General features: G+C 66.7%; 25 protein-coding genes. 14 read left to right on the forward strand and 11 right to left on the reverse strand.

All coding sequences use genetic code 11. The annotated features are described in order from the left end of the window. Nucleotides 1–69: 69 nt before the first annotated feature. Together ATJ93_RS12455 and ATJ93_RS12460 are read left to right on the forward strand one after the other, a co-directional pair. Nucleotides 70–336 carry a DUF5789 family protein gene (locus tag ATJ93_RS12455; protein WP_120244939.1) on the forward strand — a complete coding sequence of 89 codons (267 nt, stop codon included), beginning with the start codon at nucleotides 70–72 and terminating at the stop codon, nucleotides 334–336. A gap of 137 nt (nucleotides 337–473) precedes the next feature. Next, nucleotides 474–782: a transcription factor S gene (locus tag ATJ93_RS12460; protein ID WP_013881164.1), complete on the forward strand. Its 309-nt coding sequence runs from the start codon at nucleotides 474–476 to the stop codon at nucleotides 780–782. Between the two features lie 230 nt (nucleotides 783–1,012). Here ATJ93_RS12460 and ATJ93_RS12465 read toward each other — a convergent pair whose 3' ends face one another. The 4 genes from ATJ93_RS12465 to ATJ93_RS12480 form a co-directional block, all read right to left on the reverse strand. Next, nucleotides 1,013–1,732, reverse strand: a complete 720-nt coding sequence (locus tag ATJ93_RS12465) for a methyltransferase domain-containing protein (protein ID WP_120245272.1) — start codon at nucleotides 1,730–1,732, stop codon at nucleotides 1,013–1,015. Nucleotides 1,733–1,834: 102 nt separating this feature from the next. Next, the gene (locus ATJ93_RS12470; protein WP_120244940.1) at nucleotides 1,835–2,224 is read right to left on the reverse strand and encodes a nascent polypeptide-associated complex protein; all 390 of its coding nucleotides are present in this window, start codon (nucleotides 2,222–2,224) and stop codon (nucleotides 1,835–1,837) included. Between the two features lie 86 nt (nucleotides 2,225–2,310). Continuing rightward, nucleotides 2,311–2,619: a hypothetical protein gene (locus tag ATJ93_RS12475; protein WP_120244941.1), complete on the reverse strand. Its 309-nt coding sequence runs from the start codon at nucleotides 2,617–2,619 to the stop codon at nucleotides 2,311–2,313. A gap of 233 nt (nucleotides 2,620–2,852) precedes the next feature. Beyond that, nucleotides 2,853–3,347 (reverse strand): PUA domain-containing protein, encoded by a 495-nt coding sequence (locus ATJ93_RS12480; RefSeq protein WP_120244942.1) that lies wholly within the window; start codon nucleotides 3,345–3,347, stop codon nucleotides 2,853–2,855. 200 nt (nucleotides 3,348–3,547) lie between these two features. Between ATJ93_RS12480 and ATJ93_RS23685 the strand changes: the two genes are divergently transcribed. Further along, the gene (locus ATJ93_RS23685; RefSeq protein WP_170155567.1) at nucleotides 3,548–3,712 is read left to right on the forward strand and encodes a hypothetical protein; all 165 of its coding nucleotides are present in this window, start codon (nucleotides 3,548–3,550) and stop codon (nucleotides 3,710–3,712) included. A 132-nt stretch (nucleotides 3,713–3,844) separates the two neighbouring features. Here the strand turns inward: ATJ93_RS23685 and ATJ93_RS12485 are convergent, their stop codons facing one another. Next, entirely contained in the window at nucleotides 3,845–4,342 is a 498-nt protein-coding gene (locus tag ATJ93_RS12485; protein ID WP_120244943.1) for a LabA-like NYN domain-containing protein, read from the reverse strand. 97 nt (nucleotides 4,343–4,439) lie between these two features. After that, on the reverse strand, nucleotides 4,440–5,273 hold the full coding sequence (locus tag ATJ93_RS12490; protein WP_120244944.1) for a M48 family metallopeptidase: 834 nt from the start codon (nucleotides 5,271–5,273) through the stop codon (nucleotides 4,440–4,442). Between the two features lie 412 nt (nucleotides 5,274–5,685). On the opposite strand from ATJ93_RS12490, the gene dapA reads away from it, so the two are divergent. Then, nucleotides 5,686–6,618, forward strand: a complete 933-nt coding sequence (dapA, locus tag ATJ93_RS12500) for a 4-hydroxy-tetrahydrodipicolinate synthase (RefSeq protein WP_120244946.1) — start codon at nucleotides 5,686–5,688, stop codon at nucleotides 6,616–6,618. Then, the gene (gene dapB, locus ATJ93_RS12505) at nucleotides 6,615–7,382 is read left to right on the forward strand and encodes a 4-hydroxy-tetrahydrodipicolinate reductase (protein WP_120244947.1); all 768 of its coding nucleotides are present in this window, start codon (nucleotides 6,615–6,617) and stop codon (nucleotides 7,380–7,382) included. The genes dapA and dapB overlap by 4 nt, the downstream gene beginning before the upstream one ends. Before the next feature lie 112 nt (nucleotides 7,383–7,494). Here dapB and ATJ93_RS12510 read toward each other — a convergent pair whose 3' ends face one another. Next, nucleotides 7,495–10,716 (reverse strand): glycoside hydrolase family 97 catalytic domain-containing protein, encoded by a 3,222-nt coding sequence (locus tag ATJ93_RS12510; RefSeq protein ID WP_120244948.1) that lies wholly within the window; start codon nucleotides 10,714–10,716, stop codon nucleotides 7,495–7,497. Nucleotides 10,717–10,904: 188 nt separating this feature from the next. Here ATJ93_RS12510 and ATJ93_RS12515 point away from each other — a divergent pair, with 188 nt between their 5' ends. From ATJ93_RS12515 to ATJ93_RS12530, 4 genes are all read left to right on the forward strand, one after another. Further along, entirely contained in the window at nucleotides 10,905–11,735 is an 831-nt protein-coding gene (locus tag ATJ93_RS12515) for a 2,3,4,5-tetrahydropyridine-2,6-dicarboxylate N-succinyltransferase (RefSeq protein WP_120244949.1), read from the forward strand. A gap of 153 nt (nucleotides 11,736–11,888) precedes the next feature. Continuing rightward, nucleotides 11,889–12,329 carry a DUF7344 domain-containing protein gene (locus tag ATJ93_RS12520; RefSeq protein WP_120244950.1) on the forward strand — a complete coding sequence of 147 codons (441 nt, stop codon included), beginning with the start codon at nucleotides 11,889–11,891 and terminating at the stop codon, nucleotides 12,327–12,329. An 80-nt stretch (nucleotides 12,330–12,409) separates the two neighbouring features. Beyond that, on the forward strand, nucleotides 12,410–13,666 hold the full coding sequence (lysA, locus tag ATJ93_RS12525) for a diaminopimelate decarboxylase (protein WP_120244951.1): 1,257 nt from the start codon (nucleotides 12,410–12,412) through the stop codon (nucleotides 13,664–13,666). A gap of 1 nt (nucleotide 13,667) precedes the next feature. Then, nucleotides 13,668–14,771 carry a M20 family metallopeptidase gene (locus ATJ93_RS12530; protein ID WP_120244952.1) on the forward strand — a complete coding sequence of 368 codons (1,104 nt, stop codon included), beginning with the start codon at nucleotides 13,668–13,670 and terminating at the stop codon, nucleotides 14,769–14,771. A gap of 17 nt (nucleotides 14,772–14,788) precedes the next feature. Here ATJ93_RS12530 and ATJ93_RS12535 read toward each other — a convergent pair whose 3' ends face one another. The 3 genes from ATJ93_RS12535 to purB all read right to left on the reverse strand — a co-directional run bounded on the left by ATJ93_RS12535 (nucleotide 14,789) and on the right by purB (nucleotide 17,159). Next, entirely contained in the window at nucleotides 14,789–15,205 is a 417-nt protein-coding gene (locus tag ATJ93_RS12535; RefSeq protein WP_120244953.1) for an EamA family transporter, read from the reverse strand. Continuing rightward, complete coding sequence (locus tag ATJ93_RS12540) at nucleotides 15,205–15,627, reverse strand: EamA family transporter (protein ID WP_120244954.1); 423 nt, start codon at nucleotides 15,625–15,627, stop codon at nucleotides 15,205–15,207. The genes ATJ93_RS12535 and ATJ93_RS12540 overlap by 1 nt, the downstream gene beginning before the upstream one ends. A 125-nt stretch (nucleotides 15,628–15,752) precedes the next feature. After that, the gene (purB, locus tag ATJ93_RS12545) at nucleotides 15,753–17,159 is read right to left on the reverse strand and encodes an adenylosuccinate lyase (protein WP_120244955.1); all 1,407 of its coding nucleotides are present in this window, start codon (nucleotides 17,157–17,159) and stop codon (nucleotides 15,753–15,755) included. 176 nt (nucleotides 17,160–17,335) lie between these two features. Here purB and purH point away from each other — a divergent pair, with 176 nt between their 5' ends. Then, complete coding sequence (gene purH / locus ATJ93_RS12550) at nucleotides 17,336–18,973, forward strand: bifunctional phosphoribosylaminoimidazolecarboxamide formyltransferase/IMP cyclohydrolase (protein WP_120244956.1); 1,638 nt, start codon at nucleotides 17,336–17,338, stop codon at nucleotides 18,971–18,973. Between the two features lie 82 nt (nucleotides 18,974–19,055). Continuing rightward, nucleotides 19,056–19,715: a hypothetical protein gene (locus ATJ93_RS12555; RefSeq protein ID WP_120244957.1), complete on the forward strand. Its 660-nt coding sequence runs from the start codon at nucleotides 19,056–19,058 to the stop codon at nucleotides 19,713–19,715. A 14-nt stretch (nucleotides 19,716–19,729) separates the two neighbouring features. Here the strand turns inward: ATJ93_RS12555 and cysK are convergent, their stop codons facing one another. Beyond that, entirely contained in the window at nucleotides 19,730–20,671 is a 942-nt protein-coding gene (gene cysK / locus ATJ93_RS12560; protein ID WP_120244958.1) for a cysteine synthase A, read from the reverse strand. 139 nt (nucleotides 20,672–20,810) lie between these two features. Between cysK and ATJ93_RS12565 the strand changes: the two genes are divergently transcribed. The 3 genes from ATJ93_RS12565 (at nucleotide 20,811) to ATJ93_RS12575 (ending at nucleotide 23,924) form a co-directional block, all read left to right on the forward strand. Next, nucleotides 20,811–21,584: an SIMPL domain-containing protein gene (locus tag ATJ93_RS12565; RefSeq protein ID WP_120244959.1), complete on the forward strand. Its 774-nt coding sequence runs from the start codon at nucleotides 20,811–20,813 to the stop codon at nucleotides 21,582–21,584. Between the two features lie 101 nt (nucleotides 21,585–21,685). Beyond that, entirely contained in the window at nucleotides 21,686–22,924 is a 1,239-nt protein-coding gene (locus tag ATJ93_RS12570; RefSeq protein ID WP_120244960.1) for an ABC transporter substrate-binding protein, read from the forward strand. A 1-nt stretch (nucleotide 22,925) separates the two neighbouring features. Then, entirely contained in the window at nucleotides 22,926–23,924 is a 999-nt protein-coding gene (locus tag ATJ93_RS12575) for an FAD-dependent monooxygenase (RefSeq protein ID WP_120244961.1), read from the forward strand. Nucleotides 23,925–24,111: the final 187 nt, after the last annotated feature.

A 24,111-nucleotide genomic window follows, 5' to 3' on the forward strand; every position in this document is an offset into this window, starting at 1 on the left:
TATCGCGTATCGAGACTGTCGCCAGCGCCGGCAACGAGTTACAAGCACGCGGTCGGCGTACGATCAGGCATGGGTGGCGATACCACATCCGTGAAGCTCAACCAGGTCGAATCAGTCCTCGAGGACCTCGAGTACCCCGTAACGCGCGACGAGGCAGCAGCGGCGTACGACGACGTCACGCTCGTCCTCGCGGAGGGGGAGCGCAACCTCGGCGACCTCATCTCGAAAAGCAGTGACGACCAGTTCGACTCGGTCGACGACCTAGAGTCGGAACTGCACAACGTGTTGCCCCGAGAAGCCGTCGGCGAGCCGTACCAGTCGGAGGGGGAAGGTTGAGCCGCGGCCGCGAGTCGCCGCTCGAGCGGGGAGAACGACGAGCACGATGAGAACGACAAAAGCAACGAACACGACGACCGCTGCAGGCCCACCAAACGGGTCGCTTAAGTCCGTCGGCCAACGTATCCCGGACAACGATGGAATTCTGCGACGAATGCGGTTCGATGATGAAAGCCGACGACGGCCTCTGGAAGTGCGGCAGCTGCGGCTACACCGAGCCGAAAGGTGACGCGGACCAGTACATCGTCACCGACAGCCAGGAGGCCAGCGAGATCATCGAATCCTCCGAGGAAACCTCCCTGCCCGAAACCGACGCTCACTGTCCCGAGTGTGGCAACGACCGCGCCTACTGGTACATGCAACAGATCCGCTCGGCCGACGAATCCGAGACTCGCTTCTTCATCTGTACCGAGTGCGAGCACAAGTGGCGCGAAGACGACAACTAACAAACTTTTGCGCTGCGGGTGCGCTGCAGGCGCACCCTCGGCAAAACTTTGATGAAAAGCACTCCTCCTTCCGTTTCGTGACGCGTCGCGTCACTCCACATCAGTCGTCGGCCCGCTCGCAGCCTACGGCTGCTCGCGGTCGATAACGGTGCGGTAGCCTGCCCTTCCCCGAATCGCGGACTCCTCGCGGTGCTCGGAGCCCGCTCACGGCCAAAATGAGAGAACGGCTGCTACTCGTTGCGCGCGAACGTCAGATACCCCGTGTGGCCGACGGGCGCGGTCGAGGGCCTCGAGCCACGGTCGTCGAACTCCATCTCGCGCTGGATGGTCTCGCGCGTGCGGACGTTCGCGAGCCCGACCTCGCGAGCGGTCTCGGCGACCTCGCGAGTCGACTCGATGAACGGACTGTAGACGGCGACGAAGCCGCCGTCGACCAGCAACTCCGGCGCGCGGGCGACCACGTCCGCCGCGTCGGCCGTATCGAGCGTGATGACGTCGAACGACGAGGCCTCGAGTTCGTCGAGGTCCTCGCAGACGTCACCGGTTCGGATGTCGACCGCGTCGTCGACGCCGCCCAGCGCCATGTTCTCCCGGGCGACGTCGGCGAAGTCGGGGTCCTGTTCGTAGGTGACGACCTCGGCGCCGGCGCGGGCCATCGAGGCCGCGAGCACGCCCGTGCCGGTGCCGGCGTCGAGCACGCGGTCGCCGCGGGCGATGCCCGTCTCGCCGATCACCAGTCCGATGTCTCGCGGGACCATCGGCGCGCCGGTGCGCTCGAAGTGGTGGAAGAGGTCTGGCCCGCGCAGTCGGCGGACCTGAAATTCGTCGCCCAGATGCGTCTCGAGGGTGTCGCCGGGCTGGACGTCCTCGGGAACCTCGAGGACGCCGAGGTCGGTGCCCATCTCCGCGCCGGGTTCGACGAGGTACTCGCGGTCGCCCCGGACTAGCAGGACGGGAACGCGGTCGGGTTCGGCGTCACCGTCGGCGCTGGAATCGGCATCGGCGTCGCTGCTCTCGCCGCCGTCGGTATCGTGCTCGGTCACGCGAAGCCTCTACTCGAGGTCCTCGACCGCCGCGGCGAGGTCGCCGTCGTTCTCCTCGAGGGCGGCGCGGGCGTCGTCCTCGCTGACGCCGGCGCGGGTGGCGACGAGTTCGACGTCCTCGTCGGGGATCGACGCACCGGCGTCTTCGTCGGCGCCGGCATCAGCATCGGCGCTGCCTGCTGCACCGGACTCGACCTCCTCGGGCGAGCCGATGATCTGGTAGGTTTCCTGGCCGCGAGCGTCCATCTTCGTGACCTCAGGGTCGCTGAAGACGAGGTCGTGCTCGTCGGTCCGGATGATCACTTCTTCGGCATCGATGTCGTCGACGTCGATGCCCATCTGTTCCATCATCTGCTCCATTTTACGCGGATTGAGTCCGCCTCCGCCTCCTCCGAACATACCCGACACGTCGGCGTCGGCACTCTTTTACTCTGCGGTCTTTCCCGCCGGACGCTCGGCTGTAGTGACAGAACCGGGTTACTGCGTTACTCGCCGTCGAGAATCCCGCCGTGGCTGTGTTCGCCACGAATCGTATAGAGGAGGTAGTACGCCGCGATAGAACACACCGTCACGAACAGGAAGCCGGCGGCCAGCGCCGCGACGGTGACGGTCATGTTCCGGAACCAATCCGAGGCGGGGAAGCCGGCCACGTAGATGATCCCGACGACGGCCGCGCCGGACATCGTCACCGCCGTTCCGATGATCGCACTGGACGCGAGCACGTCGACGAGCCGGTGGGAGTACTCGAGTCCGGACTCGAGGAGCCGCTGTCGGTGCGAACGCTGGTCGTTCATCGGCTCACGGGTCACGGCGGCCGGTCGCGCCGAGGAGGGTAGTTTTCGCGCCTGACATTTTCGTACGCGAAACGTTCGCGTCAACTCATAATAAAGTCTAGCGTGAAGAATCAGCCTCAGCAAATACCGATGCCCGCGGGACGGCGGACGTTCGGCCGGCCGGGTACGGATCCGTCGTTGGAGACGACGCGGTACTCGTCACGGGGCAGCAGTCAGTACCGAGCGCTCAGTCCTCACTGCTCCGCAGGCGCACCTTCGCGAACGTTGACGGCCATCCCCGTCTCGAAATCGGCGATAGCCGCAGCGTCGAGTTCCGCACGCCCGACCGCGAGCAACTCGCCGCGCTCGTGGACGACCAGCACCTCGTCGCCCGGCCGGATCTCCGGCCCCGCCTCGAGGACGAACTTCGCGAAGACGTTCTTCTCCTCGCGGACGAACGGTTCGCTCTCGTCGTCGACGACGACGCGGTAGGCGGGATGCTCGAGGGCCCCGTCGAGTCGGCGACCGCCCTCGAGGCCCAGCGTGAACCGGCCGTCAGTGCCGAACGAGACGATACGGCCGGCCTCGGCGTGGACCTGCCGCGGCCGCCCCGACGACGTTCTGGTGATGTCGAGCGCGTCGGTTTCGGTGGGCGGAAAGAGCGCCGTTCCTGCCCCCGCACCGAACTGGTAGTCCGCGATCGTCCGAAGCGTCGCCAGATCCGCGTTCCCGTCAGCTACCTCGCTCATTGGGTCGCCGTTCGGCGCGGCCCGTCGAAAGCCCTTCGACCTGTCCCTGCGTCCGGTTTCGGAAGCCGATTCGCGCTCTGGACGGCCACTGGATTCAAACGGGATAGCTCTCAAACACCGTGCGAGTGCTGCTTCCCTCCGATTCCGGCGCTCGAGACGCATCATGACCATTATATACGGCGAGCGGATAGTCGAGGGCGATGGATCTGACGCAGATCGGCCTCGGACTCGGGCTGCTCGCGATTAGCGGCCTGACGTTCGCGGGGCCGGCGGCGCTCGACCCACCGCTCGTGTCGCTGCTGACGGGGACGGCGCTGGTCGCCGGGACGGGCGCAGTACTGACGACCGTCGCTCGAGAAGCGTAATCGGTCGGGAACTCGAGGGAGGCTGCGGGAAGCCGAAGACGAAACGGCGATCGATTGCGACGGATTGCGCGCTGTTCTCTCCGAACCTGAAACGCACACGAGCGACGCGTGGCTGCCGCGAGGACGACGGCCTTACAGCAGGAACGTTTCGCGCCGCTCGTCCAGATCGAGGAAGGAGTCGGCCGCGTCGATGAGTTCGTCGGCGGTCGAGGATTCGAAGGCCATCACTTCAACGCGGACGCCCTCGTGGCGCAGGTGCGAGCAGAGCCGCGAGAAGTCGCCGTCGCCGGTACAGAGGACGATCGTGTCGACGTGGTTCGCGAGCGTCACCGCATCGAGGCTCATGCCGACGTCCCAGTCGGCCTTCTTGGAGCCGTCGGCGAAGGTCTTGATCTCCTTGATCTTCGGCTCGAAGCCGATATCGACCAGTGCCTCGAAGAAACTCTCCTCTTCGGGGGCGTCCGCGCGGATCACGTAGGCGATCGCGCGGGTCAGCTGGCGGTCTTGGACGGCCTTCTCGAGCAACGACGAGTAGTCGATATTGCGGCTGTAGAGGCTCTGTGCCGTGTGGTAGAGGTTTTGGGCGTCGACGAGAACGGCGACGCGCTGGCCGGGATGAATTTCGGTCACGGCCTAACGTCCGGCGGCCACCCGTAAAAATCGCGGCGATCAGCGTCGGAGCGGTGGACCGCGGCGGCCCGAACGGGAAGAGTCCGAGCCAGCCGCGTTAGCTCCGGAGCTTCTCGATGCGCTTCTCCGTCGGCGGATGGGTCGAGAAGATTCGCTGGAGCATGCTGCGGTCGGCGTTGAAGATACACAGCGCGTTGACGCCGCTGTCCTCGACTCGCGACTCGCGACCCTCGGCGCCCGCGGAGATCTTCTCGAGGGCGCGCGCGAGCGGGTCGCCACTGCCGATGTACTGGCGCGCGGTGTCGTCGGCGACGTACTCGCGGTACCGCGAGATCGCCATCACGAAGAGCATCACGAGGAGGTTCGCGATGGTCGACGCGATCCACGCGACGATGAAACTCCCCGGAACGTCGTCGCCGAGCGCCTGGACGAGGAAGAACACGGCGTAGCTCACGATGGTCGCGATCGACTGCCCGAGGACCATCATAATCGTGTCGCGATTGTTGAGATGGGCGAGTTCGTGGGCGATGACGCCTTCGAGTTCGTCCTCGTCGAGCAGCCGCATGAGTTCGCTCGAGACGACGACGATGCCGGCTCCCTTGCGGCCGGTGGCGAAGGCGTTAGGGACGCCCATGTCGGCGACCATCAGCCGGGGCTTGTCCATGTTCATGTCCCGGCAGAGCGACTCGGTCATGTCGTGGACCCGTCGGTACTGCCCCTCTTCGGGCATATCCTCGGCGCCCGCGCTTCTGACCGCGAGCCACTTGCCGAGTTTGTACTGCCCTGCCGGTAGCAGCACGATGCTGATCAACAGGATGGGGAGCAACGAGACGCCGAACAGCGTCGAGAAGAACACTGCTGCGGCCAGATAGAGGCCGAACAGGATCGTCCCGACTACCGCCATCCGCAGTTGCAAGCCGGTTTTGTTCATGTGCGACGGCTAGTTCGTACTCACACCTATAAAATTCGTGCATCTTCAGCGAAAATGGCCATTACCGTTCCTTACAGCCGGGAAGCGGCGAATTACGCGTACAGTCACAACGGATAAGTTGGTTCGGCGTCGTCTATCGCGTATGCGCCGCGTCGCTCACTCGACCGTCGGTCGCGCCGTGAGCGGCGCCGCTCCTCGTTTTCCGAAACGCTCGAAACGGAAACGCCCGTGAGTGCGCTCGAGGCGAGCGTGGCGGCTCGTCCCGGGTGCGACCGCGATCGGGGTATCGAGCGTTCGATCGGCGTCGAATCCGGCACGACGGAGTTCGAATGCCGGCTGCCGGCGTTCACGATCGATCAACAACTACTACACGACCGCCGACCGACACACGAGACAACGACTACCACGACACATGAGTTCCACCGACATCGACCTCGAGGGCGTCTTCCCGGCGATGTGTACGCCCTTCGACGACGACGAACGCATCGACTTCGAAACACTGCAGCAGGACGCCCAGCGACTCGAGGCCGCAGGCGTCGACGGGCTGGTCCCCGTCGGCTCGACCGGCGAATCGGCGACGCTGACCCACGACGAGCACGTCCGCGTCGTCGAGGCCGTCATCGAGGCCGTCGACGATGTCCCCGTCATCGCGGGGACGGGGTCGAACAACACCCGCGAAGCGCTCGAACTGTCCGAGCGCGCGGCCGACGCGGGCGCGGACGGCCTGCTGCTCATTTCGCCGTACTACAACAAGCCCGAGCAGCGCGGCCTCGTCGACCACTACCGGACGATCGCCGACGCCGTCGACCTGCCCCAGATCGTCTACAACGTCCCGTCGCGCACGGGCCGCAACATCGAGCCCGATACGGCCGTCGAACTCGCCAGCCACGAGAACATCGCGGGCTACAAGGCCGCAAGCGGCGACCTCGGCCAGATCGGCGAGGTCGTCGAACGCACGCGCGACGAGGACTTCGCCGTTCTCTCGGGCGACGACGCGCTCACCCTGCCGATGCTCTCGGTCGGCGCCTCGGGCGCGATCAGCGTCGCCGCCAACATCGAACCCGAGCGCACCTGCGCGATGGTCGGCGCCGCACTCGACGGCGACTACCAGCGCGCTCGAGAACTCCACCACGAACTCGGGCCGCTGTTCCGCGAACTGTTCGTCGAGACCAACCCCATCCCGGTCAAGGAGGCCATGGAGATCCGCGGCTACGGCCCCGCGCGCCTGCGTCCGCCCCTGACGCGGCTCTCCGAGGAGTACCGCGAGGATCTCGAGGCCGTCCTCGCCGACCTCGAGGACTCCTCGACGGAGGTCGCCGACACGGGCACGGAGGGTGATCGATGACGACGCGGATCGGCGTCACCGGTTCGACCGGCCGCATGGGCCGGGAAGTGATCGCCGCCGTCACCGAGCGCGAGGACTGCGAGGTCGCCTTCGCGGTCAACCGGGACCCCGGCGGCGAGACGATTCAGGGCGTCGAGATCGAGCCTGCGGCCGAGTTCGACTCGCTGGTCGTCGACCGCGAGCCGACCGCCGTGATCGACTTCACCGGTCCCGAGTCGGCCGTCGACTACGCGCGGACCTCCGCCGACGCGGGCGTCGCCTTCGTCACCGGCACGACCGGCTTCGACGACGACCAGTACGAGGCCCTCGAGGCCGCCAGCGAGGACGTGGCCGTCCTCCACGCGCCGAACTTCGCCCGCGGCGTGCAGGCGCTGGTCAACGTCGTCGGCGAGGCAGTGCAGAACCTGCAGGGGTACGACGTGGAGGTCGTCGAGACCCACCACAACGCCAAGCGCGACGCGCCGAGTGGCACCGCCAACCGGCTGCTCGAGGAGATCGAGGCCAACGGCGACTTCAGCGAGCGAACGCACGGCCGCGAGGGCGAAGCCCCCCGCGAGGAGCGCGAGATCGGGGTCCACGCGCTGCGCGCGGGCGATATCACCGGCGAACACGAGATCGTCATCGCGGGCAACCACGAGGAGGTTCGGCTCACCCACCGCGCGGAGGACCGCGGCGTGTTCGCCGCGGGCGCGGTCGACGCCGCGGTCTGGCTCGTCGGCCGCGACGCTGGCTGGTACGAGTTCGGCGAGGTCGTCGACACGTAGCCGGTCGACCCGGTTCGGTTTACCCGGGCGGGTAGTCGCCTCGCCGAGACGAAAAGAGAGGACAGTCAGCGGGAGCGAAGAAGATCGGAGACGCGACGGCGTTTCGAGTCGCCTACAGCTGTTCGAGAGTCCACTTCTGGTTGTCGGCGCCGACGTACCCGTACTGGTGGACGTTCGCGCCGTCGCTGGTCGAGGCACCCTCGACGTCCAGGGCTTTCCCGCTGTGACGGGCGAGCAATCGGTAGCTGCCGTCGGCGTTCTCCTCGATGGCCCACTGCTGGTTCTCGCCGCCGCCGTACTCGTACTGGTGGACGTTCGCGCCGTCGCTGGTCGAGGCACCCTCGACGTCTAACGCCTTTCCGCTGTGGACGGCCTCCAGCTTGTAGTAGCCGTTGCCGAGGTCTGTCACGACCCACTGCTGGTTCTCGCTGCCGACGTACCCGTACTGGTGGACGTTCGCGCCGTCGCTGGTCGAGGCGTTCTCGACGTCCAGTGCCTTGCCGCTGTTGACGCTCCGGAGGACGTACGCCTCGCCCGAGACGATGTCGTTCGAGTCGCTGCCGTCCGAAGGGACGATGCGCATCGCCGTCCCGCCGCTGGCCCCCATCGAGAGGGTGACGCTGTCGCCGGCCGAGACGTCGTAGTCGCTGATCACGACGCTCGTCGGGTTGTTGTCGACTCCTGTCTCGCCAGCGTCGGCGTACTCGGTGACGGTCCAGCCGCCGTCCAGGCTCGAGAGGAAGTCGAGCGAGACGGTGACGTCGCGAGCGGTCTCGTCGGTCATCGCGCCGAGGTACCACTCGTCGCCGCTGCGCTTCGCCGTCACGATGTAGTCGCCGATCTGTCCGTCGACGGCGACCGTTTCGTCCCAGCTCACGGGGACGTTCTCGATGTAGTCGAAGGCGGGCTCTGTGTCGTAGTTCTCGTTGGCGGCGTGGCTCTCGGTGAAGTTCGTGTAGGCCGCGGGGAACGGTGCGCCAGCGCCGCTCTCGGTGACACCGACGGTGTTAACGTTGAATCCGCCGACGTCGTTGGCGCCGAGCTTGATCCCGATGCGGTTCGTTCCGGCCTCGAGATCGACAGAGACGGTGTGGACGCTCCACGTGTCCCAGTAGTCCGTGAACGCCGGCGTGAGAGACTGTTCGGTCCCGTTGACGATCAGCGTCGCCTCCGGGCTACCGTTGTCCTGAACCGCCGTCGAGTTGTCTTCCTGGTCGGCGGCGTACCGCAGATGCAGGTCGTACGTGCCCGCGCTGGAGACGTTCTTGACCGTGAACCAGACGGTCGCGCCGTCGGGTTCGCGGTTCGGGTCGACGGGGACGTAGTGAGCACCGAAGGCATTCCGCCACCGGTCGGCGGTGATCATGTCGTTCAGCGTCCCGGATTGGGCCTGGACGAACTCGCCGACTTCGAAGGACTCGTCGACGTAGGCTTCCATCCGATCGGCGGCCATCTGGATCCCCCCGAGGTAGTTGGGGTACATCGCCAGCTGCTTGGCCTTCGTCGTCTGTATCTGGTCGCCCTCGCTGTCGTTGAACGTGATGTCGAAGATGCCGGGCTGGTAGCTCGTCGGCCCCGCCAGCATCCTGGTAAAGGGGAGGAGGACGTGGTGATCCCGGCCGACGTTCGACCCGAGCGCGTCGAACCCGTCGTACTCCTGGGCCTTGACGACTTCGCGAGCCGCGACGTTCGGGTAGGTGCGGATCTCGCCGGTCGGCTTGATCCCCTCGTGGATCTCCAGCAGCTGGCGGTTCGCGGCCGCCTGCTCGATGACGAACCGGTGGTGGTTGACCGCCGTCTGGCAGTGCTGGTTATGCGATGCCGTGGAACCGTCACCCTCGAAACCGAGCCCCGGGTCAGAGACGTAGCCGTTCTTGATCGACCGGATCCCGGCGTCCTCGTACCCCGGGAAGATGTTGTCGTTGTTGATCTCGTCCTCGTAGTTGACGACGTTCCCGGCCGTCTCGTTGTGCACCGTCATCTCGACGGGATTCGAAAGGGTCGCGCCGTAGTCGGTGACCTCGACGACGTCGAAGTCCGGATACGACTCGCCGACGGCCATCTCCAGGCCGGTCCCGTCGCCGGGATAGGTGTCCCACCCCTTGTTCCACCCTTCCGCGAGCACGCTGTCGAACCCGTGTTCGGCGGCGAACTTCATGTACCGCTTCATCCGCTCGGTTCGCGCGCCGTGGATGTACTCGGCGGGGTCATTGCCGTTACTCTCGATCTCGCTGTCGCTCTTGTACTCCCAGTTGGCGCTCCCGGCGATCATCGTCCACCAGATCCCGGTGTACTTCCGGCCGTTCTCCAGCCAGCTCGTGTCGGTGTTGCCGTTCGAATCAGTCGGGAACACGCTCTCTTTCAGTGGATCGGCCAGCAGCGGGATCAGCTGTGATTCGACCAACTCGCCGGGCGACGTTCCGATCTGGACCGTCCGCCACGGTGTGACGTGTGGCGCCGACGCCGACACCTTGTTGCCGTCCGGGAGCGGTGCCAGATCGACGGCCATCTCCTTGCTCCCGCTGTCGGATTGTGCGGCCAGTGCCATCGTGGCGTAGTCGTCGAGGTTCGACTCGTGGACGCTGAGATACGTGCCGTCGCCGGCCCGCATCGTCAGCGGCGTGTGCGCACCCGCTCGTACGACGTTGTCGTTCGGCCGGATCGTCTTGTCGCCGGCGGGGATGTCGCTGAGCGGCGTCTCGCTGTACTCCTGCTCGAAGCGGGGATTGACGTACTCGTTCTCGATCCACCAGGACGTGTAGTCCCCGCTGAAGTTGAACTCGGTCGTCTCCGAGGCGATCGTGAAGTCGCCGAAGTCGTCGTCGAAGGCTACCCGGAACCCGAGTCCGTCGTTGAACACGCGCACCTCGAAGTTGGCTGATCGACCGGGGCTCTCCGTCTCTTCGAGCCCCAGCTTCAGGTAGTTGTAGTCTTCCGAAACGGACGCGAAGTCCCCCCACTCGGGCTCCCAGGTCTCGGTCTTGGTGCCGCTCTCGCTGCCGGTGACTGTGATATTCGGCCCGGAGCCGCTGACGGCCGTCCCGAAGGCCGCCTGGTTCGCGAACTCGAAACCGATCGGCGACGGGTCAATGTACGTCGTCCCGCCGAAGACCACGTCGTACTGCGGAACGCCCGAAGAGACGTCGACCGTCACTTCGATCGATCCGTCCGGAGACGTCACGCTCTGGACGTCCGAGTCGTCGCCGGAGGTTACCTGTGCCGCTACTCCCTCGGGTACTTCCATCGAGTAGGCCGCTGCTGCCAACAATCCCGAAATGCCACCGAGGAAACCGCGTCGGTGGACTGTCTCCCCGTAACTGTAATCGTCGAACATCCAAATAGCACATTTACAATGATAATAATAAATTCTTTTTAGATTGATTGTCATTAACGCGCCACATACCATGGAAACCTACAAAAGATAACACCACATGATTGTCACTTCCGTGGCCGACCGAGAGCACCTCGCTCCGCGCGGTCCGAAACCCCGACAATAATACCCTCCGGGAACTACGGGCGTGCATGAGTCTCCAAGCGGACGTTGAAGATCTGTGGCAGCGCAAGCAGGGCGGACTGACGGCGGTCGACGCGACCGACGAACACCTCGCCGTGCTCGACGAGTTCCTCGCGGCCCTCGAAGCGGGCGACGTGCGGGCGGCCGAAAAGTCGGGCGGCGAGTGGGAGGTCAACGAGTGGGTCAAGCAGGGGATTCTGCTCAACTTCGGCCTGCGCGAGACGGTCGCTCGCGAGCACGGCGGCGTCGACTACCACGACGTCCTGCCGCTGCGAGAGACCGGCGACCTGGGCGATCGGGGCACGCGCAACACGCCCGACGGGACGACGATCCGCCGGGGCGCCTACCTCGGCTCGGACTGCATCATGATGAGCCCGAGCTTCGTCAACATCGGCGCCTACGTCGGCGACGGGACGCTCGTCGACTCCTGCGACACCGTGGGATCGTGCGCCCAGATCGGCGAGAACGTCAAGCTCGGCGCCAACACCCTCATCGGCGGCGTCTTAGAGCCCGTCGAGAACGCGCCGGTCATCATCGAGGACAACGTCTCGCTGGGCGCGGGCTGCCGCGTTACCTCCGGCTTCGTCGTCGGCGAGAACAGCGTCGTCGGCGAGAACACGCTCCTGACGCCGCGCATCCCGGTCTACGACCTCGTCGAGGAGGAGGTGCTCTACGGCGAACTGCCCGCGAACCGCCGCGCGTTCACCCGGTTCGTCGAGTCCTCGATCAGCGACCACGACCTCTTCGACGGCGGCGCCTACAAGCCCGCCGTCGTCGCGACGGACCTCGAGACGGAGACGCTCGAGGCGACCGAGCGCGAGGACGCGCTGCGGGAGTAAGCGACCGCGGCGTCTCTCCCTCTGTGCAGCGCAAGTCGGAAGGTGCATCCGGTCTCTTCGAATACGTATCCATATATACTGTTCTCTCCCGGTACGTGTGAACCGATATCACTCCTAGCAAGGCTTTTCGGTCGCTCGAGTCCCTGTCCACCCATGGGAGAACGGATCCGCCGGGGATCGAACGAATCGACGCCGGACCGACTGTCCCCGACGGAATCGACCGGTACCGATCCGGCCACTGCGACCGAGTTAGACGAGCTGTTTTCCCTGCTGTCGAACCGCCGTCGACGGCGGCTACTGTACGCGCTGGCAAGCGCTGACCAGACGGTCGTCGAACGCTCGCAACTCGTCGCGTGGCTCGCCGACGTCGAGGCGAGTGGCGAGGCCGCGTCCAGCGAGACGCTCGAGGATCGGATCGCACACGACCTGCACCACAACCAACTGCCATGCCTCGAGGAAGCGGGAATCGTCGACTACGACCCGCGCCAGGGGACGATCCGAGACGACGGCCTGCCGTTCCGGACGGAGTGGCTCGAGCACGCCCATTACAAGGAAACGGGTGAGTTGCTGTCGGAAGCTGAAACGCGTCGATAAACGGTCATCGCCGTCGCGTAGTCTGGCGGATGGAACCGGAACCCAAACCCTTGAATTCTCGCGGTCACTTGCAGTCGACAATGACCGACCGCACGGATTCCCCGGCCGTTCGCCGGCTCGACGACTGGGATCTCGATCGCCTCGAGGCCCTCGCCGACGAGTACGACACCCCCCTGTACGCGATCGATCTCGATCGCGTCAAGGAGAACTACAGCCGCTTTTCGGCGGCGTTCCCCGACGCCCACGTGATGTACGCCGCGAAGGCGCACACGGGCAAGGCCGTCCTCGAGGCGGTGCTCGAGGCCGGCGGCACGATCGAGTGTGCGGCCTGGGGCGAACTCCAGCGGGCGATCGACGCCGGCGCGGACCCGAACGAACTCCAGTACACCGCCGTCAATCCGCCGGATCACGACCTCGACTACGCGGCCGACCTCGGCGCCGAGAATCCGGGCCTGACGATCACGATCGGCGCGACCGACACCCTCGAGCGCCTCAAAGAGCGCGGTTACGACGGCCGGATCGCCATCCGCATCAACCCCGGCATCGGCACCGGCCACCACGAGAAGGTCGCGACCGGCGCCGACGCGAAGTTCGGCATTCCCTACGAGCGCGTCCCCGAAGTCGCCGACCGCGTGCGCGAGGAGTTCGACCTCGTCGGCATCCACGCCCACGCCGGCAGCGGCGTCCTGACCGACGACCTCGAGGATCACTGCCGCGCAATCTCCCGCGTCGGCGACATGGCCCGCCGCGTCGGCGATTCGGACCTCGAGTTCGTCGACGTCGGCGGCGGCTACGGCGTCCCCTACCGCGAGGACGAGGAACCGCTGGACTTAGAGAAGACCTCGGACATGGTCCGCGAGGCCGTCGGCGACCTCGACGCGCAGCTCAAGCTCGAGCCCGGGCGCTACATCGTCGCCGATGCCGGGCTCATCCTCTCGGAGGTCAACACGATCAAGGAAGCGCCGGACACCACCGTCGTCGGCGTCGACGCCAGCCTCGCGACCCTCATTCGGCCCGCGATGTTCGGCTCCTACCACCCGATGTTGAACGTCAGCGCGCCCGACCGCGAGCCCCGTGAGGTAACCGTCGGCGGCCCCGTCTGTACCAGCGCCGACGTCTTCGCCCACGACCGGCCGATCGCCCGCCCGGAGCGCGAGGACGTCATCGCGATCGGCAATGCGGGGTCGTACGGCTACGAACTCGCCAGTCAGTTCCACTCCCAGCCTCGCCCCGCCGAAGTTGCCCTCGAGGACGGCGAGAGCCGCGTCGTCCGGCGACGCGAGACGCTCGAGGACGTGACGCGCGTGGAGCGGGAAGCGGAGCAGTCGGAGCGGTAAGATGGCCGGGGACGCAGACTTCGATCTCGCCGAGTTCCACGCCGAGGCCGTTCGAACGCCCTCCCACGAGGACGTCTCCGAGATGCGCGAGTTGTTGCTCGAGACGCTTCGGGATACAGGTCTCGAGCCCGAAGTGGACGAGTTGGGCAACGTGCTCGCGACTCGAGGCGGGCGCACGGACGGAGACGGCACCCACATCGTCCTGAACACGCACATGGACACCGTCGCTCCGCACGTCCCCTACGAGCGCGACGGCGACGTCGTCCGCGGACGCGGTGCCTGCGACGCGAAGGGACCGCTGGCCGCTCTGCTCGCCGCCTTCCTCCGGGTCGAGCCGACCGCCGGTCGGGTCACGCTGGCGATCACCTACGACGAGGAGACGCTGATGACCGGCGCCGCGGGGCTGCAGGAGCGACTCGAGGCCGACGGCTTCATCGTCGGCGAACCCACCGACCTCGACGTCTGCATCGCCGCCCGCGGCCAGTGCGAGGGGACGGTCACGATCCGCGGCGAGGGCGGCCACGCCGCGAAGGTGCCCGCCGAGCGCAACGCCGTCTACGGGCTCGCGAGCGTCCTCGAGGCGCTCCGAGCGTACGACGACGCAGCGGGGCCGGGCGCGGACGAGGTGCTCGGCGAGCCGAAACTGACGGCAACCATGCTCGAGGGCGGCGAGGCACCGAACCGCGTCCCCGAGGAGTGTCAAGTGACGTTCGACCGCCGGAGCGTCCCGCCCGAGACCGCCGACTCGTTCCGCGAGGATCTCGAGGCGTTCCTCGAGGCCGAAGATAGAGTACCGGACGACCTCGAGGTCGTGGTCGATCTCATCCGCCCCGATACCCCGTTCCCGAAAGCGTTCGTGACTGACAAGGACGACCAACTGGTGCGGACGCTGCAGGATGCGAGCGGCGGAACGGTACGGCCGTTCGGCGCGGCCACCGAAGCCGGCTTCTTCGCCGCCGAGGCGCCGACCGTCGTCTTCGGCCCGGGCGTCCTCGAGGACGACGAGGGCGGCGTCGCCCACTCCGAACGCGAGTACGTGCGGCTCTCGGACGTTCAGGCGGCGGCGGATGCGCTCGAGGAGACGCTCGTCGAACTCGTCGGCTGATACTGGGTTTTGACCCCTTAGATCGACATTAGTGCGATCGCGACCACGCTCAGTACGATAGCCGCGACCTTCCGCGGCGTGACGGTCTCGTCGAAGGCGACGATGCCGACCAGCGAACTGACGACGATGAACAGCCCGTAGATCGGGACCACGACGCTGACCGGACCGAGTTCCAGCGCCCGGTAGTAGGTGAGCAAGCCGACGCTCAGCAACACGCCCATCGCGACGATGTGCGGCGTTCGCGGGTGTCGGAGATAGGTTCGGATCGAGAGCCCGCGGTAGACGATCACCAGGCCGACGACGACGAGCATCACCGAGTTCGAGAGGAAAACCGCCACCGTGCTCGGGAGGTCGGTCATCGCGATATCGAGCAGCGGCGCGACCAGGCTGTAGGCCAAGCAGGCCACGATCGAAAGCGAGAGGTAGCGCCGCATCACTCCTCACCCCCGGCCGCGAGGTAGATCGCAAGGGCCGCCACGCCGATGCCGGCGGCGCGGGTCGCGGTTAGTTCTTCGCCCAGGAAGACGATGCCGATGATCGAACTGCCGACGATAAAGAGCCCGTAGATCGGCACGACGATGCTCACGGGGCCGATCTCGAGCGCCTGGTAGTAGGCGAGGATGCCCGTCGAGAGGAACAGGCCGGCGACGTAGACGTAGCCCGCGGACGGACTGACGGCGTCCGCGGGGTTGCCGGTCCCCGTCACGGCGAGCACGCCGGTGGTGACGCAGAGGAAGATCGTCGTGGAGAGAAACAGCGCGACCGCGGGCGGCACGTCGTTCGTCACCGAACTCGTCAGCGGGGCCATCAGCCCGTAGGTGAGAAACGCGACGACAACCCACAGCAGATACTCCATACCAGACCTCGGAACAGCGAGCCCAATACTGTCACGATTTCGAGATTGTGGCGCGGGGCGGAACTGCGCCGCTCCGGTAGTACCGTCCCGGTCGGGTTCTCGAGTGCGACCTGCCGTCGATTCGCTTACTCGGTCCGCTCGCGGTGCTGGAGGTCGTCGACCAACTCGTCGGCGACGCCGGTGTAGCCGGCCGGCGTCAGCTTCCGCAGTTCCTCGCGAACGCTCTCGTCGACCTCGAGGTCGTCGAACAGGTCGCGGAAGTCCGCGAGCGTGACGTCCTTGCCACGGGTGAGCGCCTTGACCTGCTCGTAGGCGTCCTCCTGGCCCTCGCGGCGGAGGATCGTCTGGACGGCCTCGCCGATGATCTCGGGGGTCGACTCGAGGTCCTCGCGCATGACTGGCTCGTTGGGGACGACCTTCTCGAGGCCGGCCCGCGTCTTGCCGTAGCCGATGAGGCAGTGCGCGAATGCCGCGCCGATGTTGCGCTTGACCGTCGAGTCCGAGAGGTCCCGCTGGAGCCGCGAGGTGGTGATATAGTCGGCGAGGAACTCGAGATCCGAGTTCGCTTTCGAGAGGTTGCCCTCGCTGTTCTCGAAGTCGATCGGGTTGACCTTGTGGGGCATCGTCGACGATCCAGTCTCGCCCTCGACGGCCTCCTGGCCGAGGTAGCGGTCGGAGACGTAGAGCCAGACGTCCAGATCCAGATCGAGCAGGACGTTGTTCGCGCCGCGGACGGCGTCGAAGACCGCCGCGAGGTCGTCGCAGGGGTTGACCTGCGTGGTGAGGGGTTCGAACGCGAGGCCCAGCCCGTCCGTGACGAACGCCTCGGCGAAGGCCTGCCAGTCGACGTCGGGGTAGGCCGCGACGTGGGCGGCGTAGGTTCCCGAGGCGCCGCCGAGTTTCCCGCTGAGGGCGTCGGTCGCTCGCCGAATGCGACCGGTCGCCCGGCCGAGTCGCGAGGCGTACACCGCCATCTCCTTGCCGAAGGTGGTCGGCGTGGCCGGCTGGCCGTGAGTGCGGGCCAGCATCGGAAGGTCGCGGTAGTCCCGCGCCATCTCAGCCAATTTGTCGCGGACCTCGTACAGTTCCGGCAGGAGCACCTCGTCGACCGCACCGCGAACGAGCAGCCGGTGGGCGAGGTTGTTCACGTCCTCGCTGGTCAACCCGAAGTGGATCCACGCCGAGGCGTCGCTGCCCTCGGGCAGCCGGTGGCGGACGAAGTACTCGACCGCCTTGACGTCGTGGTTGGTCGCCTCGAAGCCGGCGTGGCCCTCCGTCTCGAGTTTCTTGATGAGTTCGGCGTCCTCTTGGGCGAAGTGCTCGTACAGCCCCCGCAGGTGTTCGCGTTCCTCCGGATCGATTTCCAGCGGCGTGGCCTCGAGGTCGGCCAGCGCGATGAGGTACTCGACTTCGACGCGGACGCGAGCGCGCATGAGCGCGGCCTCGCTCGCGTACGGCGACAGCGGGGCGGTCCGGCTGCTGTACCGGCCGTCGAGCGGCGAGACGGCGTACAGTGCGTCTGTCTCGGTCATTGTGCGCATCTTTCCGGGGCGGTGCAAAAGCGTATCGAAACCGCAGCCCGGAACTATCACGAGCGTGCATACCTCGAGGGAACTCCGATCGATTACAGCTGTAGTAATGCGTATTCGTGTATACATCGGCGTCCGAGACCGCAACGGCTTTCCCCTTCGCGGGTGGGCATACGCCTATGACGCGAATCGCCGGGATGGCCGGCAACCGAGGGCGTAATCTGTTGAACATCGCCGACAGACGGCCGGGCGGCGCCGAACTCGCCGTCGTCCTGACGAACGACGCGGACGCGCCGGTGCTCGAGGCCGCCGCCGAGCGCGGGGTTCCGACCGAGGTCGTCCCGCTCGAGGACGGTATGAGCCGCCGCGAGCACGAGGAAGCCGTGCTCGAGGCCCTCTCGGAGTACGACTTCGACCTGGTCTGTCTCGACGGCTACATGCGCATCCTCTCGGACACCTTCCTTTCGGAAGCGCCGACGACGCTGAACGTCCACCCTGCCCTGCTACCGTCGTTCCCGGGAACGGACGCCTGGGGCGACGCGCTCGAGGCTGGCGTCTCGGTCACGGGCTGTACGGTCCACGTCGTCACTGACGCGACCGACGAGAACGGCGAGGTCGTCGAGTCGGAGGTCGACGCCGGCCCGATCGTCACCCAGGAGCCGATCCCGGTCTACGAGGGCGACGACGAGGAGACGCTGAAGGAACGGGTCCTCTACGAGGGCGAGTTCCGCGCCTATCCGCGGGCGGTAAAGTGGTTCGCCGAGGACGCCGTCGACGTGGATCTCGAGGCCGGCGAAGTGACGGTGGCGGCCGACGTGGCCGGCGTCGAGGACGCCGATCACGACGGCCTGCCGAATCGCCGTCTCGTCGCCGACGATCGGGCGGACACCCTCCGCTACGGGGAGAACCCTCACCAGGACGCCGCCGTCTACGCCGACTACACCTGCGACGAGGCCAGCGTCGTCCACGCCGACCAGTTGAACGAGGGCGCGAAGGCGCTGTCGTACAACAACTACAACGACGCCGACGGCGCCCTGAACCTCATCAAGGAGTTCGACGAGCCCGCGGCGGCGGTCATCAAGCACACCAACCCGGCCGGCTGTGCGACCGCCGATTCGCTGGCCGAGGCCTACGAGAAGGCCCTCTCGACGGACCCGATGAGCGCCTTCGGCGGCATCGTCGCGCTGAACCGCGAGTGCGACGCCGCGACGGCCGAGCAGATTATCGACTCGTTCAAGGAGGTCGTCGTCGCGCCCGGCTACACCGACGACGCCCTCGAGGTGCTCTTCGGGAAGGAGAACCTGCGCGTGCTCGACGTCGGCGAACTCGGCGAGCGAACGGAGCGGTTCACCGAGAAGCCGTTGGTCGGCGGCCGACTCGTGCAGGAACGGGACCTGCAGTCGATCTCCGTCGACGACCTCGAGATCGTCACCGAGCGCGAGCCGACGGAGGCGGAACTCGAGACGATGGTGTTCGCGTGGCAGACCCTGAAACACGTCAAGTCTAACGGGATCCTCTTCGCCGACGGCACGGAGACGGTCGGCATCGGCATGGGACAGGTGTCCCGCGTCGACGCGGTGCGGCTGGCGGCGATGAAGGCCGACGAGCACGCCGAAGGGAAGGACGCCGAGGGCGCGGTCATGGCCTCGGACGCCTTCTTCCCGTTCCCGGACGGCATCGAGGAGGCCGCCGAGGCGGGCATCGAGGCGGTGATCCAGCCCGGCGGCTCGGTCAACGACGAGGACGTGATCGAGGCCGCGGACGAGCACGGAATGGCGATGGCGTTTACGGGCCAGCGGTCCTTTAGACACGACTGAGCGTCAGCGAAGCGACCGAAATTCGCGCGTCGCACCTCTCGTCAGTCCGAAAGCACTTAGCTCTCCTTTCCGACGTCGCCGTATGAAACGCCGCCCGCTCCTCGCGACCGCCGGCGCCGCTGCGTGCAGTTTCACCGGTTGTCTCGGCGCGCTCTCCCGCGAGGAGGACGTCGAGTACGAGACGTGTCCCAACACGATCGTCCGCGTCGGCTCGCTCCCCGACCCCGCGGAAACGGCGGTCACCGCCGCCCTTGAGGACGGCAGCTACGAGACCGACGGTGAACTGGTCCTCACGAGGGCGATCGACGTCGACGAGTCGTACCTCCGATGGCACGACCGCTATTACGCGGCCGTGGTCGAACGCGACAACGGCACGACTCGGCTGCGACTCGAGGAGACCGCGCCGCCGGCCGATCCCGTGCGACTCGAGAACGGAACTGACGAGGACGCGACCCTCGAGGTCCGGATCGAATACGAGGGCGAACCCCTGCTCGAGCGGACGGTCACGGTTCCGGCGGACGAGTCGATCGCACTCGAGGGCCCGGACTACCGGTTCGGGAGCTACCGCGCCGAGATCGAACTCCCGGCGCGCTCGGAACGGATCGTCGACACCTGGACGGTCGACGAAGGACGCTTCCAGGCGTTCGTCGATATCGACGACGACGACCTACGGGTGGCACAGGGATACGCCCAGGTCGCCGGCTGCGAGTGGAACGAGAACGGGGATTTAGTCGACTCCTGAGTCCCCGCTCGTGCTCACTCGAGGTCGTAGAGGTCGGTCGAAAGGTACCGTTCGCCGGTGTCAGGCAGGACGGTAACGACCAGTTCGTCCGGGTGTTCGGCCGCGTAGTCGGCGGCGGCCGACAGCGCCGCGCCGGCGGAGATGCCGACCAGCAGCCCTTCGGTGCGACCCAGCGTCCGAGCGGCGTCCTTCGCGTCGGCCGCCTCGACCGCCCGGACCTCGTCGATCAGTTCGGTCCGGAGGATGTCGGGGACGAATCCGGGGCCGATCCCCTGGATGTCGTGGCCGTCGCTACTGAGTTCCGAGAGCGTCGGCGACTCGGCCGGTTCGACCGCCACCGATGTGAAGGCGGTTTCGCCCCGGTCCTCTTTTATGTACTCCGAGACGCCGGTGATCGTCCCGCCGGTGCCGACGCCGGCGACGACCGCGTCGACATCCCCGTCGGTCGCCGCCCATATCTCGGGGCCGGTCGTCTCCCTGTGGGCCGTCGGATTCGCCTCGTTCTCGAACTGGCGCGCCATGATCGCGTCGTCGCGCTCGGCGACGATCGCCTCGGCGCGCTCGTTTGCCCCGCCCATGCCGTCCTCGGCGGGCGTCAGTTCCAGTTCCGCGCCGAGCGCCCGCAGGAGCTGGCGGCGTTCAGTCGACATGGACTCGGGCATCGTCAGCACGCAGTCGTAGCCGCGGGCGGCGCAGACGGCCGCCAGCCCGATCCCGGTGTTGCCGCTGGTGGATTCGACGACGGTCCCGCCGGGCTCGAGCGCGCCCGCTCGCTCGGCCGCCCCGATCATCTCGCGGGCGATTCGATCCTTGACCGAGTAGGGGTTCGCCGCCTCGACCTTGCCGAAGAGGTTGTCGGCGAAGGCGTCCAGTCGAAGCAGCGGCGTGTTTCCGATCAGTTCGTCGACGCCGTTCGCGACCGCGAGGGTCGTCGCGGTATCGCTATCGTCGTTCATCGGTCGGACGGAGACACTGATCGGGAGTCCGACTTGTCCCGAACGCGTTCGCCGTCGCGACGGGAGCCGGGAGTTCGACGGTGAAAGCAACGTTTCACCTATCCAAGGTGCTTTTTGAGTGCCCGTCGATGGATCGACTATGGCTACGAATCGACGACAGTTCCTCGCGGCGTCGGGTGTCGGCATCGCAGCGGCGATGGCAGGGTGTGCGAGCAACGCGATGAGCGACGACGAAGGGGCACCGTCGACGAACGGAACCGGTTCCGACGACAGCGACGGCCGGGAAATTACCGTCAGCGCGAGCGGCGAGGTCGAGGCCGAGCCCGATAAGGCGACGATCTCCGTCGGCGTCGAAGCGCGCGGGGAAACCGCCGAGGCCGTCACCGACGAACTGGCGGCCGGCGCCGAGCAGCTACGGCAGGCCTTCGACGACCTCGAGATTCCGGAGGAAAACGTCGAAGAGGGCCGGTACCGCGTTAGACCCGAACCGAGTCGGGACGGCGAAAGCGAGGTGATCCGCGGCACCCACTCGTTCGAGGTGACCCTCGAGGACGTCGAGCGGGTCGGCGACGTGATCGACGCCGCCGTCGAGGCGGGGGCCGACGACATCGGTCGCGTCAACTTCACGCTGCAGGAGGAAACGCGCGACCAGCTCCGGAAGGAAGCGATCGATCAGGCGCTGGCGAACGCCGACGACGAAGCCGCGTACATCGCCGACAACCGCGGCGTCGAACTCGCCGGGACGAAATCGGTGACGACCAGCGACATGCAAGTCCACGGGGTGAGCCACGCCGTCGGCTACAGCGCGGGCGCTGCAGAGGACGCCGCAGCACCGCGGACCGAGATCGATGCCGACCCCGTGACCGTCTCCGCGAGCGTGACGGTCACCTACGCGTTCGACGAGGGCGCGTAGCGCCCGAACCTCTTCGGATAGTCGACGGGGGACCGATCCCTAACTGATTTCGCCGCTCTGAAATCGAACTACTTTTGCAGTATTAGGCCAGCCTAAACCACATGGACTCGCATCGGAACGGAGGACCGAGTCGGAGACAGTTCGTTGCAACGGGGATCGCACTCGGCGGCGCAGCACTCGCCGGGTGTGCAAGCGAAAACGACGGAAATGGGGAGAACGGGGATGGTAACGGCGACACCGACGGAAACGGTGGCGAGCAATCCTCGAGCGGCAACGGGTCGGAGAGTGGCTCGTACACGGCCTCGATGGCACCCGTCGGCGAGGTCGAGTTCGATTCCGTTCCCGAGAACCTCTTCGTCACCTACCCGCAGTACGCCGACATGGCGGTCGCGCTGGGCCACGACGAGGGCGTGAACACGCTGTTTGCGCCCGAGATGGCCGGCACGACGATGAACAAGTTCTACGAGCACCTCGAGGGCGTCTCCTTCGAGTGGGAAGGACTCTCGAACCCGCTCGAGGACGGACTCACTAAGGAGCAACTGTACGAACTCGACAGCGACATTCACTTCCTCGATCCGTCCTACCCGGTTAAGCACAACGACGACTGGGACGAAAGCGACGTCGACGAGATCGCTTCGTCGCTCGGCCCGTGGTTCGGGAACTTCCACAGCGGCGTTCACAGCGATCCCGCGGACGCCTACGCCGACGACTACGAGTACTACACGCTCTGGCAGATCTTCGAGCGCGTCGCGGCAGTCTTCCGGGAACAGGAGCGCTACGAGGAACTCAAAGCGGTCCACGACGACCTGCTCGCCCGGATCGAGTCGGACCTGCCGCCGGAAGAGGAGCGGCCGACCGCCGCACGAGTGACGCTGGGCGACGGCCAGTTCTTCACCTACCACCTCAACACGCCGGGCTTCTGGCAGGCCGAAACGCGGCCGCTCGGCGCCAACGACGCGCTGGCCGACCACGAGTGGTCCGGCGACTGGGGAACGATCGACTACGAGACGATGCTCGAGGAGGACCCGGACGTGATCCTCCACCTCTGGGGAATCACCTCCCGCTACTCGATCGACAACGTTCGCGAGACCCTCGAAGACCACCCCGTCGGGAGCGAGCTGACGGCGGTGCAAAACGACCGCGTCGTCGCCGGCGGGATGCGCTATCAGGGACCGATCATGAACCTCTTCCAGCTCGAGATGACGGCCAAGCAGCTCTATCCCGACCAGTTCGGCGAGTGGCCCGGCTACGAGCCCGGCCAGCCGTACCCCGACATCCCGAGCGACGAACAGCTGTTCGACCGCGAGCGCGTCGCCGAAATCGTCCGCGGGGAGTTCTAGGATGCCCGGAGGCGGGACCGACGACCGCGCGGCCGACGCGGATACGGACGCAGATACGGATGCGGACGACGATGCCGCGATCACTGCCGCCGAGACCGATGTCGACGTCGCCATCGTCGGCGGCGGCCCCGCCGGCTGTGCCGCCGGCGTCTTCACCGCCCGATACGGCCTCGAGACGGTCGTCTTCGACCGCGGCCCGTCCTCGCTCCGACGGTGTGCATCCCTCGAGAACTACCTCGGCTTCCCCTGCGGGATCGAGATCGAGACGTTCCTCGAGCTCGCGCAGGCCCACGCCGAGCAGGCGGGCTGTCAACTCCGGAACGACATGGTCGAATCGGTGTCGGCGCTCGAGGACGGCGAGGGCTTTCGAGTCGTGCCCCAGGATGGCGAGGCCGTCACGGCGCGGTTCGTCATCGCCGCCTCGAAGTACGACGGCTCCTACCTCCGCGGGTTGGACGACGACGAAACGATGTTCGTCACCCAGGAACACGACGGCGAGACCTCGGAGCGGTTCGACCGCGACTACCCGGACGACGACGGCGCCACGCCCGTCGACGGGCTCTACGTCGCCGGGCCGCTGGCCGGGAGCGGCGACCAGGCGATCATCGCGGCCGGTCACGGTGCGACGGTCGCCCGCACGCTGATCCGCGGGCTGCGAGAGGACGAGGGGTTCTGGGGCAAGTACGCGGGCAACTACGACTGGCGACGCAAGGTCGAGAACCGCCGCGAGGAGTGGATCGACCCCGAACGCTGGGTCGAACTGTTCGAGGAGAGCGCCCCCGACGACTACGATCACGTCACGGTCCGCCGCCTCGCAGAAACCTACGCCGACGAGTACGGCAGCGACTACGTCGAACCCGACATCGCCCAAGAGCGAGCCGAGCGCGGGCAGCGCCGCCTCGCCGCGGCCCTCGAGGACGAGATCGTTCTCGAGGCGGTCGACGACGACGCGATCCTCGAGCGAGCGCGGGCGCTCGAGGAATCGGCGACAAACGACTGATCCGACCGGCGATCGGGCAATCGGCCGCGAAACGCCGACCGATACTGTTTTTAGGTCTGCCTAAAACCAGGGGACGATGCGAGGGATCGAACCGACACGCAGGGAGCTCGTGGGCAGCGGCGCGGCGCTGGGCGGCGCGCTGCTGGCGGGCTGTCTCGGTGGCAGTGACTCGAGCGACGGAACCGAC

It is taken from the genome of Halopiger aswanensis (assembly GCF_003610195.1).
Lineage (GTDB): Archaea > Halobacteriota > Halobacteria > Halobacteriales > Natrialbaceae > Halopiger > Halopiger aswanensis.